Genomic DNA, 19,277 nt, shown 5'->3' on the forward strand with positions numbered 1-19,277 from the left:
GTCGAATTTTCAGCGCAACTCGATAAAAATCAATGACTTATATTTTTTTGATTGACTTCCTGCGTGGGCGGCCGATCCGAACCCATGCCTCGGCCGCGCCCGGGATCATCAGAAGTCCATCGCGGCCGGCAGCATGAAGAGCCGCAGCGTATTCAACTCCGCGCCGCCCGATCCGTTTGCGACCCGGCAATCCTTGCTGAACAGGTTCTCGACATTGGCGCGCAACACCTGAGCGCGGTCAGGAACCCGGGTTCGTCAGCGCGCCCCAGTCCAGCATTGATGAAAGTGCAGCCGCCTCTGCGCGGCAAAAGTCCTGGAAATCCGCCACTGGCCCAGACAGCCGCACCTCGGGGTTCCTGAGTATTTCAAGCGATATGTTCAACGGCATGCCCTCCGTTTCCAGCGTAGCCAGGGCGTTTCGATGCAGGGCGGGCTGCACGGCGTGGCGCGGCAAAAATGCCAGCAGGTCGCTGCTCTGGACGATAGCTATTACTGCCTGGACCGAACCTAATCCGAGCGCAATATGCAAGGCACCGACGCCACTCTCGAATCTCTGCCGTACCGCGTCCTGGGCGGTTGCCGACGTCACCAGCCACGCCCATTGGGCTTGGTGGCGCATCATGTCCAGCGATATCGGCCCCACGCCCTGCGCCAAGGGATGCTGCGGCCGCGCGACGACCAGCCACGGTTCTTCCATCCAGCGACGGGCAAGCAATCCCGCCGTCCCGTCGACACCATGCATGAAGCCGACGTCCAGCTCGTTCTCCCGCAAACCGGCACAAATGGCTGCGGAGCTGAGAACCCGCAGCCGTATGGGTACGCCAGGATGTGTTTGGGCCCAGCGGACCAACAGCGGCGGCAGCAGGCAGGAGGCAGTCGCCTCTGCCGCACCTATGCGTATCACGGTCCGCCTGCCAGCAGCCGTTCCAGCACGGATTCGCACATCCCGAGCTGGCTGCGCAGGATGTACTCATCCGCCGTGTGGGCCTGAGCGATGTCGCCTGGCCCGCAAACCAAGGCCGGAATGCCGGCTTGCTGGTAGAGCCCGCCTTCCGTTGTGTAGGCCACGTGCCCGCCGGCCTGAGCCCCCGCCCGGAACAGGGCCTCCACCAGCATGTCGGTATCCGCCCGAGGCACCAATGCGGGCACCGATGTCCGCCGCATCAGCAGCACCTGCGATTCCGAGACCCTTTGCCGCATCGTCCCCTCAAGCTCCCTGGCGCGCTGATGGATGGGCGCCAATACGGCGTCGGGATCGACGCCTGGCAGAAACCGCAAGTCAAAGTCGAACTCTGCCTCCTCCGGGATCACATTCGACGCATGTCCGGAATGGACGCGGCAGACCGCCATCGTCGAGAACGGCACATAAAAGCCCTCGTCACGCGTTGCAGACCGCAATGCCTCAGCCTGCGCCGCGACTTCTGCCGCCAGGAAGCAAGCCGTCTGCGCGGCATTCACGCCCAGGCCGCTCATTGACGAGTGCTCTGCCCTACCCCGGATATTGCAGCGCCAGGAATGGCGGCCCTTGTGCGCACGCACCACCTCCATCCGGGTCGGCTCGCCGACGATGCACGCGGACGGCTGAATGCCGTGCTGCCGCAGGTCAGCCAGCAACCCTCGCACGCCTACACAGCCGATCTCTTCGTCATAGGTCAGCGCGATATGCACGGGCTGGGCCAGCCTGCCGCTGCCCAGGCGCCCCACGGTCGCCAGCACACAGGCGAGAAAGCCCTTCATGTCGCACGTGCCGCGGCCGTAGAGCCGCTCGCCTTCGTCGGTCAGGCGAAACGGATCCCGAGTCCAATCCTGCCCCGCCACCGGCACGACATCCGTATGGCCGGAAAGCAGGATTCCGCCCGCGCCGCCTCCAAGGCTGGCGAACAGGTTGGCGCGCTTGCGGTCCTCGCTGTATGTGTAGCGCACCGCGAAACCGATCTTGCGCAGAAATGATTCCGCCTGCGCCAGCAACTCAAGGTTGGAGTTGCTGCCGGATACGGTGGGCCAGGCGATCAACGATTCCAGCCAGGCTAGCGCTTCGCTGGAACAATCAAGAGATTGATCAGTCAATTGGCCTCCAGGGAAATGTTGCCGGCTTTGGCGACACGACGCCATTTGTCCAGTTCGGACTGGATATCGGCCATGAACGCCTCCGGTATGCCGCCTTGAGGCACCGCGCCCAACTGCGTGATGCGGCTGGCCACCTCCGGACTCTTCAGCGCGGCGGCGGCCGCCTCGCTGACACGTTGCACAAATGCCGCGGGCGTTCCTGCGGGCGCAACCAAGCCGAACCAGGCAGGGTCATTGAGTGCCTGCACACCGACCTGCGCAAACGTGGGAACGTCCGGCAGCTGCTCCACCCTGCCGGGCCAGGCTACCCCCAGCGCGCGCAAGCGCTTGCCCTGGATATGCGGCAATGACGCGGGCAGGTTGTCGCACAGCACGTCTACGTGGCCCGCGATGGCGTCCTGCAACGCCGGGCCGGCCCCACGGTACGGAATGTGCCGCATGGGCGCGCCCGTGGCCTGGGCAAGCAATTCACCCATCATGTGCCCCAGCGAGCCCACTCCCGGCGACCCGTAGGTGATGTCGCCGCCGCGCTGCTTGGCCAGTTCGATGAACTCTGCCATGTCCTGCGCTGGCAGGCCCGGATTGATGGAGATCACATTGGGCACCCGAGCCAGGTTGGAGATGGGCGCGAAATCCTTCAACGGGTCGTACGGCGGCTTTGCCAGCACCGCAGGCTGTATCGCATGCGTGCTCACGGTCGCCACCCCCAGCGTAAGCCCGTCGGCGGGCGCGCGCGCCACATAGCCCGCGCCGATCGCGCCGCCGGCACCGGCCCGGTTCTCCACGATTACCGTCATGCCCAGCCGTTCCGACATGGCCGGCGCAACAATGCGTGGAATCAGATCGCCAGAGCCTCCTGGCGCGAACGGCACCACGATCCTGACGATGCGGTCCTGGGCCCGCGCCACCACGGGCGCCGCGACCATCGATACAGCACATACCCTGAGAAAACAGCGTCGCTTCATTAGGCATTCCCCTTGGTTTTTTGAAGCTGGAAGTACTCTCCTGCCTGGTTGCTGCAATCCGTCCCGCGCGTGCCTCAGATCCGGTTGTCGTACGCCTTGCGCGAGATGCGGCAGGAGATGATCGAATACGTCTTTGCCGCCAGGGCCTCGCGTATCGCTCGCACCAGGCCCGCGCGGTCCTGCACGTCGAAGCCCAGGCCACCCATGCTCCTGGCCACGGCCGCAAAGTCCGTCCCGGGGAAATCCACCCCCAGGTTTGGCTGCCCGGTGCCGCGCTGCTTGATCTCGATCAGGGACAGGGACTCGTCCGCGAACACGAAGACAATGACTGGAGTCTTGGCGTCCCGGGCGGTCGCCAATTCGCCCAGTGTCATCTCCAGGCAGGCATCGCCCGTGAAGACCGCCACGGGGCGTTCGGGCTCCGCCAGCTTGGCGCCTATGCCCAGGGGCAAGGAGCAACCCATGGTGCAAAGACCCGACGACTGCATCAAGGTGCGCGGCTCGTAGCACTGCCAGGTCTGGGACAGCAGGATGCGGTGCGCGCCGCTGTCGACCGACGCCACGGTATTGGCCGGCATTTCCGCGCGCGCGACATCCACGATGGCGCCGGGGCCCCATTCTTCGTCGACGCGGTAGATGCTCGCCAGCGCACGCTTGATGGCCCTGACCTCGTCGTCCTGCCATTCCGATGCGGTGCGCAAGCCGTCGGCCAACACCTCCACCCCGCATTTGATGTCGCCCACGAAGCTGATCGCCGACTGGTGCATGTAATGCGTATTGCGGTTCGAGGACAGCTCGATCACGTGCGCGCCGTCTTCCCAGATGTTGCGCCAGCCCACCCGCATTTCGATCGGGTCATAGCCCAGCAACAGCACCACATCCGCCTCTTTGATCAGCGGCAGCACGATGCTGTCGGCCTTCGGCGAAAGGCCCATGCCGCCCACGGCCATCTCGTCGCGCTCGTCGATGATGCCCTTGGCCTTGTACGTGGTGATCAGCGGGATCCGGTGCTTCTGCACCAGCGCGCGGACCTGCTCCTCCGCGCGATGATGCAGGGCCTCCACACCGGCAATGATGACGGGGCGCTTGGCATTGCCCAACCACGACCGTGCCAATTCGAGCTGCTCGGTATGCGCGGGAACGGCCGGGGCCGGCTGGACGCGCCGGGCGCCCCTGGCCATAGCGGCCTCGGCGATGGCCACGCTGATCGGCACGTCGACATGAACCGGTCCGGGGGGATCGTCCATTGCTATGGCCAATGCCTTGTCCATGATGGCCTCTGCATTGCCCGGCGTCATGCGCAACGAGGCCTTGGTGATCGGCCGCATCAGGGCGGCATGGTCGAACACCTGATGGGTATAGGTGGCGGCTTCGTCCTCGTCGACGCAGCCGGTCAGGAAGATCATGGGCACGCGGTCCTGCAGCGCATTGGCCACCACGTTCACCGCATTGGCCACGCCGGGCCCCAAGGTGGCGACCAGCACGCCCGGCGCGCCAGTGCGGTGGAACACTCCCTCCGCCATGAAGCCGCCGGAGTTCTCATGCTTGACCAGAGTGAATTTGACCCCCGCTTCGTCCAGTCCACGCATGACGGACAGGACCTCGCCGCCAGGAATCCCGAATGCGTGGCGGCACCCTGCCTCGTACAGGCGTTTACCGATGATCTGCGAAACCGTGGACATGCAACATTCCCCTTTAGGAAGGCTTTGATACGAGTGCTTGAAAAATGGCGGCGGCAAACGCCGCGGCTATTGAAGATTGCCCAAGGAGGCGGCCATGCGGGCGGCTGCAATCTGCAGGTTTTGATCGGAGGTCGCGTACGAAAGGCGCATGAATCCCGGCATGCCGAAACCCGAACCCGGCACGGCAGCCACGCCCGCGCCCAGCAGGTATGACGCCAGCGCAACGTCATCCTCCAGACGTAGGCCGGCAGGCGTCTTGCGACCGATGAAACCGCGTACGTCGGGAAACAGGTAAAACGCGCCTTCCGGCCGCGGCGTCGCCAGGCCATCGATTTGCGCGAACTGCGCCAGCAGGTAATCGCGGCGTTGCTGGAAGATGCCGCAGCGGCGGCGCACCTCGTCCTGCGGCCCTGCGAGCGCGGCGACTGCGGCCGCCTGCGACACCGAGGACGTGTGGGAGTTGATCTGCATCTGCACTTTCGTCATGGCATCGATCAAGAACCTGGGGCCACAGGCGTAGCCCACCCGCCAGCCCGTCATCGAGTAGGCCTTGGATACGCCGTTGACGGTCAGGATCCGATGCGCCAGATCCGGCGCGATCTGCGCGAACGTGACGAAACTCCTGCCGTCATAGAGTATGTGTTCATAGATGTCGTCGACCATGATCAGGAAATCCTGATTGCGGCTGGACCGGATGACGGCGGCGAACTGCTCCAGCTGCTGTTGCGTGTAAGCGGTGCCGCTGGGGTTGCTGGGCGAGTTCAGGACCAGCCATTTGGTCTTCGGCGTAATGGCAGCCTCGAGCACCTGCGGATGCAGCGCATAGGCCTCATCCGGCGTCGTCGCCAAGGGGCGCAGCACGCCGCCATTCATCGACACGATATCGCTGTAAGACGCCCAATACGGGGCCGGGATCATCACCTCGTCCCCGGGCGACAAAGTGGCCAGGAAGGCCTGATAGATCACCTGCTTGCCGCCACAACCCACATTGATCTGCGCCAGCGTGCATTCAATGCCGTTGTCCCTGCGGAACTTCTCGGCGATCGCCTCGCGCAACAACGGGGTCCCGTTGATCGGCGTGTAACGCGTCTGGCCGTCAGCGATAGCGCGCGCCGCAGCCTCGCAGATATGGGCAGGCGTCGGGAAATCGGGTTCGCCCAGCGTCATGTCGATGACGCTGCGGCCCTGTTGAATGGCTTGGCGGGTCTGCTCTGCCATGACCTGGATGGGTGAGGAACGCAGAGTGGAAACGAGTGGCGAGAGCATGGACTTTTTCCGGTGGCAACGGGAATAAGTCTAGAATTCAAAGAATTCAACAACAATTGAATTTGAATTCAATATGACATCTCCGCTTGGACCCAATGCGCCAACCTTGCGTCAACTGGAGCTATTCCTGTCGCTCGCTGCGTCGGACGGCATCGCCAGCGGCGGCTCCAAGATAGGCATGACGCCGTCCACCACCAGCCACGTACTGCGTGCGCTCGAAACCACGCTGGGCACAGACCTGATTGATCGCAATGCTCCGCAGCTGGAACTCACCCATGCCGGGCAGCAGATACTGCCTCATGTGCGCGACCTGTTTGCCGCGATGCATCTCATCCAGGCAACGGCGGGCGCAAGCGCGGGCCTCAACAGCGGGATGCTTCGGTTGGGATCGTTTGGCCTGAGTTCCTCGTTGCAGCTACTTCCGCCGCTGCTGCAACGCTTTCGGCAGCTCTACCCCGGAATCGATGTACGGGTCTTCGAGAAAGCCGATGGCGAGATCGAACAGGACTTGATCGAGCGCCGGCTGGAGATCGGCGTCGTCACCCTGCCGAAAAGCAATTTCGACACCCTCCAATTGGCCGAGGACGAATTGGTTGCCGTGCTGCCGGAAGGACATGCGCTCGCTGCGGAGGCAGCCATCGACATCCGCCACCTGGGCCGCTATCCCTTGATCCTGACTCACGCCGGATCACAGAGCCTGGTTGCCAAAATGTTCGCGCGATCCGACACCGCGCCGAAGATTTCACACGAACTGACCCAGATGCTGTCGATCCTGGCGTTCGTGCAGAAGGGCGAAGGAATATCGGTAGTGGCATCGCTGGCATTGCCGGACGCCTATCCCGGCGTGGTCTACCGGCCTTTGCTGCCCAAGACGGCACGGCGCGTCGGACTGGCATGCCTGAACGAGAACCGCCTGTCTCCCGCGGCAGCAGCGTTCTGGAAACAGGCCAAGACCAGCCAGAGGAAGAAATAGCCCACGACGCGGCACGCGCGGTCATGCAGGCGGCAGACAGCGCAACAGCGTCCGCGCCGGTAAACTGCGCCGTTATCTCGGCGCCTGCGGGCTGCCCGAACCTGCACACAACCTGGAGCACTACACACGATGATCCGTCATCTGGTCTTTGCAGCATCGTTGGCCATGGCAGGCAGCGCCGCGGCTGCCCCCTCTTTCAACTGCGCCAAAGCCACGTCTCCGGTCGAAAAAGCCATTTGCGCCCACCCGGCGCTGGCTGACCAGGATGCGGCCATCGCGCAGCAGTACAAGGCTGTGCGTGCCAAGCTCGACGCCGAGGCGGTCAAATCGCTGACCTCCGATCAACGTTATTTCCTGAGCGTGCGGGACAACATCTATGCCGAGCCCTTTACGGGAAGCACTCCCGTCAAAGAGATCGGCACCAGCATGCGCTACCGCCTGGATTTTCTGAAGGCCATCAATCCCCAGCCAGCTGCCGGCTTCGTCGGCAAGTGGAAGAACCTCGAGGGTGAAATTGAAATCACCCGAACCGCCGACGGCCAATTGTTCGTGGCGGCCAACTCGGCCCAGCCCTACAACGGCCGCTGGGTCTGCGATCTGAGCGGCAAGGCGGTCGCCTCCGGCGACAGCCTGATCGTCAGCTATCAGGACGGGCCGCCCTGGACCCTGGACCTGACGCGCCGCGGCGCCGTGCTGATGGTGCGTGAAACGCCGCCCGCCGGGGTGGCAAACGACGGCTTCGGCCCGCCGTTCTGCGGCATGAATGGCAGCCTGGAGGGGGCTTGGTTCGCGGTGCGCTGAGCAGAGGGAAATTGGGCATGTTGAATGGACTTCATTCCGCTCAATAAAAAGCGGCGTGGTCCCACCACTCCACGCTCAACAACCGAAGCCCTCACACGTGGTTGATCAATGCGGCCGCGTCGAAAAGATTCGCTAAATAAGTAAGGGCTTCGGAAATGTCGGTCTCTATCAATTGCCGCGCCTTGCCACCGTCTCGCTTGCGCAAAGCATCGCATAGCTCATATCGCCATCCTGCGCGCACTTGTTGCACCATGCGGATGAAATCTGGATGCAACAGCCGGATGTAAGGACCGGTCTGCAGCCACAGCATTTCGATGTGCCGCACGAGTACGGGCATTTCGCTAGCCCGGTAAAGAGCGACCTGAAACTCGGCCACCTTTTGCGTGTCCTTTGCGATATCGCCCGAATGCCGGGCGGCCTCAACCTCGCCTGCCAACCGCTCCAGCACCTTGATGTCCGCCGCCGTCGCGTTCGCAGCGGCGCGTTCAGCAGCCAGGCCTTCCAACGAAAGGCGGATGTCCCGTAACTCCAGCACCCGTGCCTTCGACAATATGGGCACACGCACGGAGCGGCTGTGCTCCTGCGTCAGCACGCCTTCCGCAATGAGGCGATGCAGCGCCTCTCGAACCGGGGTCAGACTGACCTCGAATTCCGACGCGAGTTGCCGCAGCAGCAGTTTTTCCCCGGGCGCGAAACGCCCGCAGATCAGAGACCCACGAATGCCTTGATAGACGCTCTCGCGCATAGCTGTTTCTGGGGTTGCTTCGGACATGACACGCTGCATGACGGAGTTGAATGTGACATAAAACAGGGCCAATTCTCCCAGAATTTCGCACGGTGCACTCCGGCGTCCTTGCCTAGCTACGTGGCAAGGGAATTCCCTAGCGTTATTTTGTGATCACATTATTTTCCATAAGTGATATATTTCTGGAACAAAATCGACACTCCGGGGATTCGACATGGCCAACACCACGTCCCAGAATTGCAGCATTGATGCCAGCCCACGCGCGCACATAGCCCTCGCCGCCTTCCTTGCCCTCTCGAGCCTGGGGACAGCCGCCGCGGCGGCAGACTTTCCCAAGAACGAAATTCACCTCGTCGTAAATTACGGCCCCGGTGGTAACACCGATGTGGCTGCGCGCGTTCTGGCCAAGGGCATGGAAGCGAGACTGGGCCGACCCGTGGTGGTCGAAAACAAGCCCGGTGCGCTCGGGACGCTCGGCCCAGGCTATGTGGCGCGCCAGACGCCGGACGGCTATACCGTCGGCGTGGTCACTTATTCCACACAGGCCATCCTGCCGCACCTGATGAAGCTCCCCTATGGAGCTCAGGATTTCGCCTTCGTGGCTGGCGTGGGGCGATACCGTTACGGCATCGTGGTGCGCACCGATTCGCCCTACCTCACCCTGCAAGACTTGCTGAACGCCGCCAAGAAGGGAGATGGCGTTTTTCTCGGCTCACCCAGCGCCTCAGTCAACCTCGCGGTGCTCGAGCTAAGTCGCCAGACCGGAGGCAAGTTCGAACAAGTCCTGTACAAGTCCGGCACCGAGACTGTCAACGCCCTCCTGGGCAAGCAAATAGATGTCACCGTCGCGAACCCCTCCGACGTTCTACCGCACATGCAGGCCGGCAAACTGCGAATGATTGCGTCAGTGGGGCCGATGCGTTGGCCTGAGTACCCAGACGTACCAACGCTTCGGGAGAGCGGCTGGCCAGTGCAGATCGACTCGTCGATCGGGCTTGCGGCACCGCTCGGCACGCCGCCCGAGGTGCTTGCCATTTTGCAAGATGCAGCCCTCGCGGCAGTCCGTGATGCCGCGACGCTCGAGTCATTCGACAAGTTGGGCATGGACGCAATGCCGCTGAACGGCGCCGAATATGCCGCACAGTTAAAAAAGGGCCTCCAGGAAATGGGACAGATGATCCGCGACACGCAAATGCCGCGGATCAACTGAGCGTCTGAACTGGCATGAAAACCGAATCCTTGAAAATTCTTGTCGGCGGCTTTTTCCACGAAACCCATGCGTTCAACCCTCGCCCGACCACCGCAAGCGCATTTACATGGATCGAAGGCCCTGAACTCATAGCTGAGATGCAAGGTGCAGGCACCACCTTGGGAGGCATCGTTTCGGAGCTGACGCAACGGGAGCACACCGTGATACCCGTCCTCTTCGCCGAGGCGGCGCCTGGCGGCCCCGTCGATGAGGACGTGTATGAGAATCTCCTGACGCGATTCAAGACAAGCATCGAAAGCGCTCTTGACCAATTTGGACGAATCGACGGCATCGCGCTGGAGCTGCATGGGGCCATGGCCACCGCGTCGATCAGCGATGTCGAAGGCCACTTCCTTAAACTCTTGCGCACCTGGGTGGGCGAGGACGTACCAATTGCCGTCGGCCTGGATCTTCATTGCCATATAACGGCCGACATGCTGAGTGCGGCAGACATTGTCAGTGCCTGCAAGGAAAACCCCCATCGCGACGTCATGGACTGCGGCCGCCGCTGCGTCCAACTGCTGGAGGCTGCTGTCCGGAAGACGATCAAGCCGGTCTCGGTGCTCACTAAGGCGCGCATGATTCTGCCCGGAAATGCCGACACCAGTTCTGGCCCGCTCCACGCGCTACACGAGCAAGCCCGCCAGATGCTGCGTCAACACCCAGCGCTACTGGATATTTCTCTATTCAACGTTTTTCCCTACGCCAACGGCCAAGCCATGGGCCAGGGCGCGCTGGTCATCGCCGACGGCGATGCCGCGCTCGCCGCCAAGCTGGCCGAAAAATTGGCAGGCGATTTCTGGCTTCGACGTGACGAATTTCTGGATACGCTACCGACTACGGATGCGGCTCTCGAGAAGGTTCAGGAAAGTCCCGAAGAACGCCCATTTCTTTTGGCAGATATGGGAGATCGTGTGCTGGCTGGAGCGCCAGGCGACAGCATTGAAATCCTGCGCCATGCCCAGCATCGCCAGCGGCCGCTACGCGGCGCCGTAACAGTGACCGATGCACAGGCGGTCCAGCATGCGCATGCGCTTGGTGTCGGAGCTCGCTTCGTCGCCAGACTCGGGGGCCTTGATACGCCTGGCCTGTCGTCGCTGGAAACCCAAGCCGAGGTCATCGCCCTGGGCCCGGGGAGCTACGTCGTGAGCGGACCCTACAAGCAGGGAACGTTGATTCAGCTCGGCTCGACAGCTACTTTGCGCATGCCCGATGGTTCCGTCGTCATCGCCACCAGCCAGCCTGGACTGATACACGATCCGCAGGGGTTCCGCAGCCATGGCGTCGAGCCGGGCGAATTTGATTTTGTCGGGATCAAGTCGGGCTACCACTTCAAGCTGAACTTTGCGGGCATCGGGACGGCGCTCGCTGTCGCTACCCCGGGGCTTAGTATTTATGCTCCCGGCCGTTACGCCTGGAGTGATAGTCGGATTTGGCCCGAGCACGACGTAACGGCGGAACCTCTGCTGGGGCCTTGGTACTCGGTCGATCGTTTCGCCTAAGCCGGCGCGGCATATCGCGTCGCGTGGTCCGAGCGCGACATCTTTCATGCCTCGCAGAGAGGCCTTCTCGCAAAAGATGCAATCACATTGCACGTCGACCTTCCGGCGGGCATTCGCGCGTCCATGGAACTGGGCGCTCTCACGGAAATTTCGCGGATGACGATGGATCGTCTGGCCCACTCACGGGAATTCCCTATCTATTTTGTGATCACAAATTATATTGTTCGTGATATCTTAATTTTTCATTCACTTTCACATAAAGCACCTGCCATGACGACGCCTTATTCCCCCCCGTCCCCGCGAATCGAATTTCCAGCCACCGGCACGCCCTGGCCAACGCTGGAGAAGCGCTTGGACGACGCCAAGAATGGGGACTACCGCTGGGACGAAGGCAGGATGGCGCTCTATGTCTACTGGCTGGATGACGCGCTCGGAGCCGTATCGAAGAACGCCTCGGCAAAGTACTTCATGGAGAATGGCCTGGGCCGCAAGGCGTTCCCCAGTGTCCAGCGCCTGGAATCGGAAGTCGTCGACATGGCGCTGTCCCTGTTCAATGCTCCGGCTAGCGCCGCAGGCAGCTTCACTTCGGGTGGGACCGAGAGCATTTTCCAGGCGGTGAAATCGGCGCGTAGCCTGAAAAGAGCGACTGGGGTTGTAGCCGGCCACGAACGGCTCAAGATCGTGGTTCCGCGCTCAGCACACCCGGCCTTTAACAAGGCGGCGTATTACCTGGACATGGACGTGCAGCGTATTGCCATCCGCGACGATTTCCGGGTCGACGTCCAGGCGTTGAATGCCGCTGTTGACGAGCGCACGGCATTGATCGTGGGTTCCGCTCCGGCATATCCGCATGGAGTCTACGATTCGATCGCCGCACTTTCGGAGGTCGCGCTGAAGCACCACGTTCCGCTGCATGTGGACGCGTGCGTGGGCGGCTTTCTCGGCCCGTTCATGAAGCTCAATGGCGAACCCATTCCTGACTTTGATTTCTCGCTGCCTGGCGTCACAAGCATCTCGGCCGACATCCACAAGTACGGATTCGCCGCGAAAGGCGCCTCACTGATTCTTTATCGCAACGAAACCTTCAAACAACACCAACGCTTCGAATTCGACGATTGGCCCCGTGGCCACTACGAGACGGACACGTTTCTCGGCACACGCCCCGCCAGCCCCGTCGCCTCGGCGTGGGCGGTCTTGAATTACCTGGGCACCGAGGGATATCGGGGTATCGCCAAGATCGTGGCCGATACGCGCAATCGCATGATTCGAGGGATCGAAGACATCGAGGGTTTGGAGGTACTCCGTCCTCATAGCGAGCTTTCTTTCGTGCTTTATCGATCGCGAGATTCGTCGGTCGACATCAACGCTGTCGCTCAAGAGCTGGACAAAAAGGGATGGTTCGTCGGCGTCGGCGTGGATCCCGTGGCAATCCACTTCATGGTGAATCCGGTGCACCAATCGATCATGGACAGCTACCTGGACGACCTGCGCGCAGCCGTCAAAAACGTTCGCGATAACAAGCTGACGGCGCAAACCAACGCCCATACCTACTGAGCACCCAAGCACTGTAGCGCCAACAAGAATAGGGGGAGTCGATATGACAGCAATCACCATTGCGAAACTGTCCAAGCATTACGATGGCACGACCGCCTTGCGAGATTTGAATTTGCACGTGGAACAGGGGGAGTTCCTGACCATCCTCGGCCCAAGCGGCTCCGGCAAGAGCACTACGCTGGCCTTGATAGCCGGGCTTACGCTGCCCAGCGAAGGAGCAATTTTCCTCGGCCCGCGCGACGTCACCCGACTCCCCCCTGCACAGCGCAACATCGGTCTCGTCTTCCAAAGCTATGCACTCTTTCCCCATTTGTCGGTGCGCGAGAACATCGCGTTTCCTTTGCGAATCCGGCACAACGATGCCGCCGCAATAGACAAGAAGGTGAAGGAAGTGCTCGCGTTGCTGCGCCTGGACGGTCTGCAGAGCCGTCGGCCCGCGCAGTTGTCCGGCGGGCAACAACAGCGTGTAGCGCTCGCTCGAGCCTTGGTCTTCCAGCCCGACATCCTGCTGCTGGACGAACCCATGGGAGCGTTGGATAAACAACTGCGCGAAGAGGTGCAGGTGGAATTGCGGCGGCTGCAGCGTTCTCTGGGTACGACGACCATCCTTGTTACCCACGACCAGGAAGAGGCATTGTCCATGTCCGACCGGGTGATGCTCCTGGCGGATGGCATGATGCAGCAGGTCGGGTCGCCGCAGGAAATCTACTCGCGGCCAAGCAATTCGTTTGTGGCCGGTTTTCTGGGTACCGCCAATTTCCTGCGCGGCCGTCTTGCGACGGCAGACTCCAAGCTCATTCTTGACCTTGGAGAAGGCGAGAGGCTGGTAGTCCATCCCTCGGGCCTATCACAGCCACCAACGGACGGCGATCTCGTGCAGGCGATCGTCCGGCCCGAACGGGCCACACTATCCGCCCCATCTGCCGGGCACGCGGGCCTCAGAGGGCGCGTCCTGGACATTGTCTATCTGGGGCAGTCCATACGCTATCACGTCCAAACCAGCCAGGCGCGTCCGTTCATAGTCGCCGCCAGCGACGAAAAAGTCCGGTTCGCTATTGGAGACCATGTGGTTCTCTCATGGCCTGAAGACGCCGTCTGGCTGCTTCCGGAGAAACACCCTGCCGAATTGGCGCATCCCCCCGCCACTGTCACCCACCTGCACTAACGGAGTCCTTCATGGAACGTCGTACTTTCATCAAGTCGTCGCTGGCTACCATGGGCGCATGCGCCACCCCCACCCTGGTGCGTGCCGCAGCACCAGCGTCGGCAACGGTCAAGTCCATACGCATCATCGCGGCCGGGGGCCAGTCCGGCGAGGCTCTCCAAAAAGGTTACATCGATCCCTACACCGCGCGCACCGGCATCACGGTGCAACGGGAAGACACTACCGGAACGCCCCTGGGAAAACTGCGGGCGATGGTCGAATCCGGGCGCATCGACGCCGTGCTGCACGAAATCGGCGGCCCCGCCTTGGCCCAAGCCATGGCGCTTGACCTGCTGGCGCCTTTGGACTGGGCACGGATCGATCCCGATGCGATGTTCCCCGAGGCGCGGCACACACATGGGATGGGGTATCAGTATTTCTCGGTCGCGCTATCCGGACGGGCCGATGCCACTCCCTTGTCCAACTGGAAGGATTTCTGGGATACCACGAAGTTTCCGGGCTGGCGTTCACTGCCCGATATCCCGTACTACTCCCTACCCATCGCGTTGCTTGCCGATGGCGTGGCGCCCGAGAACCTCTACCCAATCGACTTCGATCGAGCCTTCGCCAGCCTGGAGCGGATCAAATCGCACGTACCGGTATGGTGGTCCAGCGGCGCCCAGCCCGCGCAACTGCTATTGGATAACGAAGTCCGCTACGCCGCCTCCTATTCGGGCCGCGTTGCGGGGAACCCAAAGCTGCGCCTGGAATTCAATCAGGGGCTGCTGAATATTGGTTACTTCGTCATGCCGCGAGGCGCCGCGCCGGCCCAAGCCAGCGCCGCCTTTGGTCTGCTCCATCAGATGACGCTGCCCGCTTCCCAGGCAGAGGCGGCGAAGATCATCCCCTATACCGGCAATAGTCCCTACCTGGACAAGCTGCTCCCGCAGGACAAGCTGGCGCAGTTCCCGACGAGCCGGGCCAATCGGGAAGTACAAATCCTCCCCAATGAAGCATTCTGGGCCGCCCATGCCTCCGTGGTCGAAAAGCGGTGGCAACTCTTCAAGCTAGGGCTTTGAAAATGCACCCGACGAAAAAAAGCGCTACGCTGCCGCGCAGCAGCCGGGCGGAGCTGAAGCTGGTCGCGCCATTGCTCATGCTGATGGTATTGGCTTTCAATCTACCGCTACTCGACACACTGATCCGCAGCTTCGGCTGGCCCCATCCGACGCTGGCGCACTATGGCGAGCTACTCGGCTCGCCGCTCTATCTGAAGGTCATCGCCAATACCTTCATCATCTCCGCGCTCGCCACGCTGGCCTGCATGGCGCTAGGCTATCCCTTGGCATACTGGATCAACGGTCTGACTCCCAGAGCACAGCTCTTCGCCCTTGCGCTCGTGGTCATCCCATTCTGGGTTAGCGTGCTCATCCGTACCTATGCCTGGATCATCCTGCTGGGCAACGCCGGCATCGTCAACGGCCTGTTGCAAGCTGGCGGTCTCATCGACGGTCCGATCGCATTCTTGTACAACCGCGGCGGCGTAACCCTCGGCGTGGTCAATGCCCTGCTGCCCTTTCTGGTACTGCCCCTGTACGCGGCAATGCGCAAAGTCGATCCAAGACTCCTGCATGCGGCGCGATCCCTGGGATCGACGGAATGGACGGCATTTTGGCGAATATTCTTGCCGCTGACTCTGCCCGCGCTCGCAGCGGGAGGGCTATTGGTGTTTCTGATGGCCCTCGGCTTCTACGTCACACCCATGATTCTGGGTGGCGGACGCGTACCAATGCTGGTCAACATGCTGGATTTGCTGATCAACCGCATGCCCGACTGGAACCTGGCATCCGCCATTTCCATCGCTCTGCTGCTTGCCTGCCTGGCGCTGTACGCCACAAGCAGAAGACTTGGGCGACTCAATCTACGTTCGTCATGAGGTCTCCCATGTCGTCAAGGCTTCTAATGGAAGAATCCAAGGCTATGCAGGACAGCAAGAGAATCCGCAAACCAGGCCCCGCCATACTGGCCGTCTACGCATCTCTTGTCCTGTTCTTCATTTGCATTCCCGTCGCCATCGTGGTGCCGATGTCCTTCTCGAGTTCCAGTACCCTGGAGTTCCCCCCGCCTGGCTACTCGTTGCGATGGTACGAAGCATTCTTCGGCGACCCGCGATGGATCGAAGCACTCCAGAACTCCGTATTCATTGCACTGATTTCGAGCCTTATCGCTCTTTGCCTCGGCAGCGTCGCCGCATACGGACTGGTTCGCGGCAGGTTCCGTGGCCGGTCTCTACTCGAGTTGAATTTCGCGGCGCCCATGGTGGTACCGCACGTCATTACAGGCGTCGCACTCTATATCTTCTTTGCCAACATTGGCCTGCTCGGAACCATGGGCGGACTTGTTCTGGCGCACGCGGTCCTGGCCGCGCCCTATGTCGTACTGGTGGTGTCCACCGGTCTGGCCGCGCTCGATGTCCGCGTCGAGCAGGTCGCCTGCACACTTGGCGCATCGCGCGCAATTGTGCTTTGGCGGGTGGTCGCGCCCAACATGGCTCCCAATCTATTCGCTGCCTGGCTATTCGCTTTCATGATCAGCTTTGACGAAATCACTGTCACGATTTTTCTGGCTGGGACGCACGACACGATACCCAAGCGCATGTTCACTCAGCTTCTCGAACGCATCGATCCCACCATTACCGCGGTCGCGACGATGCTGGTCGCGGTTTCCATCCTGATGGTGGCAGCAATTGCCGCGCTGATGCGACGCCCGAAATTAGAGCGCAGCAGCACTGGGTAGAGGTTGCGTTGCGGCATCCATGTTTACACCGACGACCCTGCCGTTCCGAGGGCTGCAGCCAGCAAATCGACCAGGCCGCGCCCGGCGCTGCCATCTTCGTCGAGATGCGGATTGTAGATAGTGATCTCAAGGCCGACTGCCTTGCCGCTCGACAGCGCAATCCGCAGCGCGGCCGTCAGCTCTTCCCACGACAAGCCGCCAGGCACGCGAAAATCGACAGCAGGCATGATGGCGTCGTCAAGGCAGTCTGCGTCAAGGTGGATAAAGAAGCCGTCAAGCTCTGTTCGCGTCAGGTGATCGACGGCCTGCCGCGCGGCAGCCTCGATGCCCATCGAACGCACTGCGGGGAGATCAAGCGTCTTGATCGTTTCAGGAAGAGGCTGGCTCCCGTACTCCTTTTGGTCGTCGTGATCGCGATACGCGAACGCAACTACGTCTTCAGGGCGGACTAGAGGACCGCGCCCTTCGATGTCGGTTAATAGCGGCGGACCGTAGCCGGTGACGAAGGCTAGGTCCATCGAGGCGCCTTCCCCGTTGGGTTCCGCCTCGGGCTGGAAAAAATCGGCGTTGCCGTCGATGAAGAGCAGACCATAGCGGCCGCGCCTGCGAAACGCGAGCATGGAACCCAGCAAGATTGTGCAATCGCCGCCTAGCAGAACCGGAAACTCGCCCGCGTCGAGCACCGCTTCCACCGCGTCGGCGAGCTTGGGCGACCACGCCGCAATGGCTTTGGCGTTCAGGGTGCCAGTATCAGGATCGGGCGTCGGATCCTTGGGAGGTACAGCCAATCGCCCGCCGTGACGCGCATGGATACGCTCAGCAAGGCCGTGGGCCAGGAGCTGATCAGGCAGGCGCTCAACACCGCAGGTCGCCAGCCCTAGCGTGGAAGGGGCTTCGAGGATTGCATAGGAGAGAGTCGGCATCAGCGTCTCCGCAGGCGGCTATTCCGCAGAAAATATGATGTCAGACTACAAATTACGGCGCGAAAGCTCAATCTGGCCCCCTATCTTCCGCTGCCCTGCCGGGACGCGGACGGCTCCCGATGCGATTGGGAGGCCTGGAACAGGGCTCTCAAGCCTGCGCGTTACGCGGCAGCCAGCGCCAGAACACGCCGGCCGCCACCAGGCCCAGCGTGCCTACGCCGAACGATGCGCCGCCGAGCGACACCAGGGCGGTCAGCACCGACAGCGCCACGGGCCCGCCGCTCGAGCCGAGGTCGGCCATGAAACGCCAGATGCCGAGGAACTGCGTGCGCGCGCCCGCTGGGGCGGCGTCGGCGCCCAGTGTCATCACGATGCCCGATCCGATGCCGTTGCCGAAGCCCAGCACCGCCGACGCCAGGATGAAGCTCGCCACTCCGTCCGTGAGCGGGATCGCCATCAGGCTCAGTCCCATCAGCAGCGTGCAAGGCAGTGCCACCCACAAGCGGCCGCGCTGGTCCATCACCTTGCCCGCGGGATAGAACACCGACATGTCGACTGCGGCGACCAGCCCGTAGATAAGCGAAGTGGTGGCGGCGTCGAGGCCCAGATGGTCTGCCCATAGGGGAATCACCACCTGGCGCGACGCGCGCAGCGCGCTGATCAGCATCACGCCCACGCCGAGCGTGGCGTACACGCCGCGATGGTCGCGCGCGACCTCGCCCATGCGCGCGCGCGGCGCGCCCGCGCCCGCTCCACCCGAGGGCTCGATGTCGGGCGCCTTGATGGCGATGAATCCCGCGCCGAGCATGGCGCAAACGGCAATCCAATAGGCGCCGTCGAGCCCCAGGAAATGAATCAGCGCCGCGCCCGCGAAGGGGCCGAAGAAGGTGCCGATCCGTGTCGTACCGCCGAGCGTGGACAAGGCGCGCGCCCTGTACGTCAGCGGCACGACTTCTATCATGTAGCTCTGGCGCGCCAGCTGAAACACCGACTGCGCGCACCCCTGCATCAGCATGGCCAGCGCCAGCACCCAGAGATTGGGCACGCCGATCACGAGCAGCAGGCCGACCACGCTCAACACCGCCGCGCCGGCCATGGCGCGCTTCTCGCCGAAGCGATGGGTGATCAGCGCGGACGGAATGTTGGAAAGCAACGAGCCGACCCCGATGAGGGCGGCGATCAGGCCGGCGGTCGCCATCGACGCGCCCTGATCGCGCGCGGTGAGCGCGATCACGGGAAGGATGGCGCCGTTGCTGATGCCATAGAGCAGCGACGGGCCGAACGCCGGCACGGCGATCTGCTTCAGATTGAACGAATCGGTTTGCGACATGGCGGGAGGTGAGAGATCGGCCGCCCGCCGCCTTGCCCCAGGGCAAGGGACCGGTCCGGCAGCCATCGGCGCGGAATGCCGAAAGTGTAGCTGGAGCCCCGCGCGCCCGGCTGTCGGCCAGCTGACAGCCGCCAGGTATCTCCCGGGCTGCTCAGCGTCCGGCGTATACCGGCTTTCGCTTTCCGGCGAACGCGGCTGCAACGCTTTGACAATCCTTGACGGTTAAGTCCTGGCGATACATTGCGACACACCGTAATATTTCTCACGCAAATTGTGTCGG

General features: G+C 62.3%; 17 protein-coding genes. 9 read left to right on the plus strand and 8 right to left on the minus strand.

Features of this window, described 5'->3' with window-relative positions:
* Positions 1 to 238 precede the first annotated feature (238 nt).
* The 5 genes from AXYL_RS27250 to AXYL_RS27270 form a co-directional block, all read right to left on the minus strand.
* Positions 239 to 943 carry a substrate-binding domain-containing protein gene (locus AXYL_RS27250; RefSeq protein ID WP_080551102.1) on the minus strand — a complete coding sequence of 235 codons (705 nt, stop codon included), beginning with the start codon at positions 941 to 943 and terminating at the stop codon, positions 239 to 241.
* Positions 901 to 2,067: an acetylornithine deacetylase gene (gene argE, locus AXYL_RS27255; RefSeq protein WP_013396109.1), complete on the minus strand. Its 1,167-nt coding sequence runs from the start codon at positions 2,065 to 2,067 to the stop codon at positions 901 to 903. The genes AXYL_RS27250 and argE overlap by 43 nt, the downstream gene beginning before the upstream one ends.
* Complete coding sequence (locus AXYL_RS27260) at positions 2,064 to 3,032, minus strand: Bug family tripartite tricarboxylate transporter substrate binding protein (RefSeq protein WP_041654330.1); 969 nt, start codon at positions 3,030 to 3,032, stop codon at positions 2,064 to 2,066. Before AXYL_RS27260 ends, argE begins: the two co-directional genes overlap by 4 nt.
* A gap of 74 nt (positions 3,033 to 3,106) precedes the next feature.
* A complete protein-coding gene (locus AXYL_RS27265) occupies positions 3,107 to 4,714 on the minus strand; it encodes a thiamine pyrophosphate-binding protein (RefSeq protein ID WP_013396111.1) in 1,608 nt (535 codons plus the stop codon).
* Positions 4,715 to 4,780: 66 nt separating this feature from the next.
* A complete protein-coding gene (locus AXYL_RS27270; RefSeq protein ID WP_041654332.1) occupies positions 4,781 to 5,980 on the minus strand; it encodes a pyridoxal phosphate-dependent aminotransferase in 1,200 nt (399 codons plus the stop codon).
* Positions 5,981 to 6,053: 73 nt separating this feature from the next.
* Here AXYL_RS27270 and AXYL_RS27275 point away from each other — a divergent pair, with 73 nt between their 5' ends.
* Positions 6,054 to 6,953 carry a LysR family transcriptional regulator gene (locus tag AXYL_RS27275; protein WP_013396113.1) on the plus strand — a complete coding sequence of 300 codons (900 nt, stop codon included), beginning with the start codon at positions 6,054 to 6,056 and terminating at the stop codon, positions 6,951 to 6,953.
* A gap of 165 nt (positions 6,954 to 7,118) precedes the next feature.
* Complete coding sequence (locus AXYL_RS27280) at positions 7,119 to 7,754, plus strand: lysozyme inhibitor LprI family protein (RefSeq protein ID WP_237709943.1); 636 nt, start codon at positions 7,119 to 7,121, stop codon at positions 7,752 to 7,754.
* A gap of 91 nt (positions 7,755 to 7,845) precedes the next feature.
* On the opposite strand, the gene AXYL_RS27285 is transcribed toward AXYL_RS27280, so the two are convergent.
* Positions 7,846 to 8,526, minus strand: a complete 681-nt coding sequence (locus AXYL_RS27285) for a GntR family transcriptional regulator (protein WP_041656331.1) — start codon at positions 8,524 to 8,526, stop codon at positions 7,846 to 7,848.
* A gap of 187 nt (positions 8,527 to 8,713) precedes the next feature.
* On the opposite strand from AXYL_RS27285, the gene AXYL_RS27290 reads away from it, so the two are divergent.
* The 7 genes from AXYL_RS27290 to AXYL_RS27320 all read left to right on the plus strand — a co-directional run bounded on the left by AXYL_RS27290 (position 8,714) and on the right by AXYL_RS27320 (position 16,744).
* Entirely contained in the window at positions 8,714 to 9,709 is a 996-nt protein-coding gene (locus AXYL_RS27290) for a Bug family tripartite tricarboxylate transporter substrate binding protein (protein WP_013396116.1), read from the plus strand.
* Between the two features lie 14 nt (positions 9,710 to 9,723).
* A complete protein-coding gene (locus tag AXYL_RS27295; RefSeq protein WP_013396117.1) occupies positions 9,724 to 11,250 on the plus strand; it encodes a M81 family metallopeptidase in 1,527 nt (508 codons plus the stop codon).
* 123 nt (positions 11,251 to 11,373) lie between these two features.
* Entirely contained in the window at positions 11,374 to 12,804 is a 1,431-nt protein-coding gene (locus AXYL_RS27300) for a pyridoxal phosphate-dependent decarboxylase family protein (RefSeq protein WP_013396118.1), read from the plus strand.
* 43 nt (positions 12,805 to 12,847) lie between these two features.
* Positions 12,848 to 13,969 (plus strand): ABC transporter ATP-binding protein, encoded by a 1,122-nt coding sequence (locus AXYL_RS27305; protein ID WP_013396119.1) that lies wholly within the window; start codon positions 12,848 to 12,850, stop codon positions 13,967 to 13,969.
* Positions 13,970 to 13,980: 11 nt separating this feature from the next.
* Positions 13,981 to 15,027 (plus strand): extracellular solute-binding protein, encoded by a 1,047-nt coding sequence (locus tag AXYL_RS27310; RefSeq protein WP_013396120.1) that lies wholly within the window; start codon positions 13,981 to 13,983, stop codon positions 15,025 to 15,027.
* A 2-nt stretch (positions 15,028 to 15,029) separates the two neighbouring features.
* Positions 15,030 to 15,884 (plus strand): ABC transporter permease, encoded by an 855-nt coding sequence (locus AXYL_RS27315; protein ID WP_013396121.1) that lies wholly within the window; start codon positions 15,030 to 15,032, stop codon positions 15,882 to 15,884.
* Between the two features lie 26 nt (positions 15,885 to 15,910).
* Complete coding sequence (locus tag AXYL_RS27320) at positions 15,911 to 16,744, plus strand: ABC transporter permease (RefSeq protein WP_158307672.1); 834 nt, start codon at positions 15,911 to 15,913, stop codon at positions 16,742 to 16,744.
* Between the two features lie 23 nt (positions 16,745 to 16,767).
* Here AXYL_RS27320 and AXYL_RS27325 read toward each other — a convergent pair whose 3' ends face one another.
* Positions 16,768 to 17,667 carry an arginase family protein gene (locus AXYL_RS27325; protein WP_013396123.1) on the minus strand — a complete coding sequence of 300 codons (900 nt, stop codon included), beginning with the start codon at positions 17,665 to 17,667 and terminating at the stop codon, positions 16,768 to 16,770.
* A 148-nt stretch (positions 17,668 to 17,815) separates the two neighbouring features.
* Positions 17,816 to 18,997 (minus strand): MFS transporter, encoded by a 1,182-nt coding sequence (locus tag AXYL_RS27330; protein ID WP_013396124.1) that lies wholly within the window; start codon positions 18,995 to 18,997, stop codon positions 17,816 to 17,818.
* Positions 18,998 to 19,277: the final 280 nt, after the last annotated feature.

The sequence above is a fragment of the Achromobacter xylosoxidans A8 genome, from assembly GCF_000165835.1.
Taxonomy (GTDB): domain Bacteria; phylum Pseudomonadota; class Gammaproteobacteria; order Burkholderiales; family Burkholderiaceae_B; genus Achromobacter; species Achromobacter xylosoxidans_B.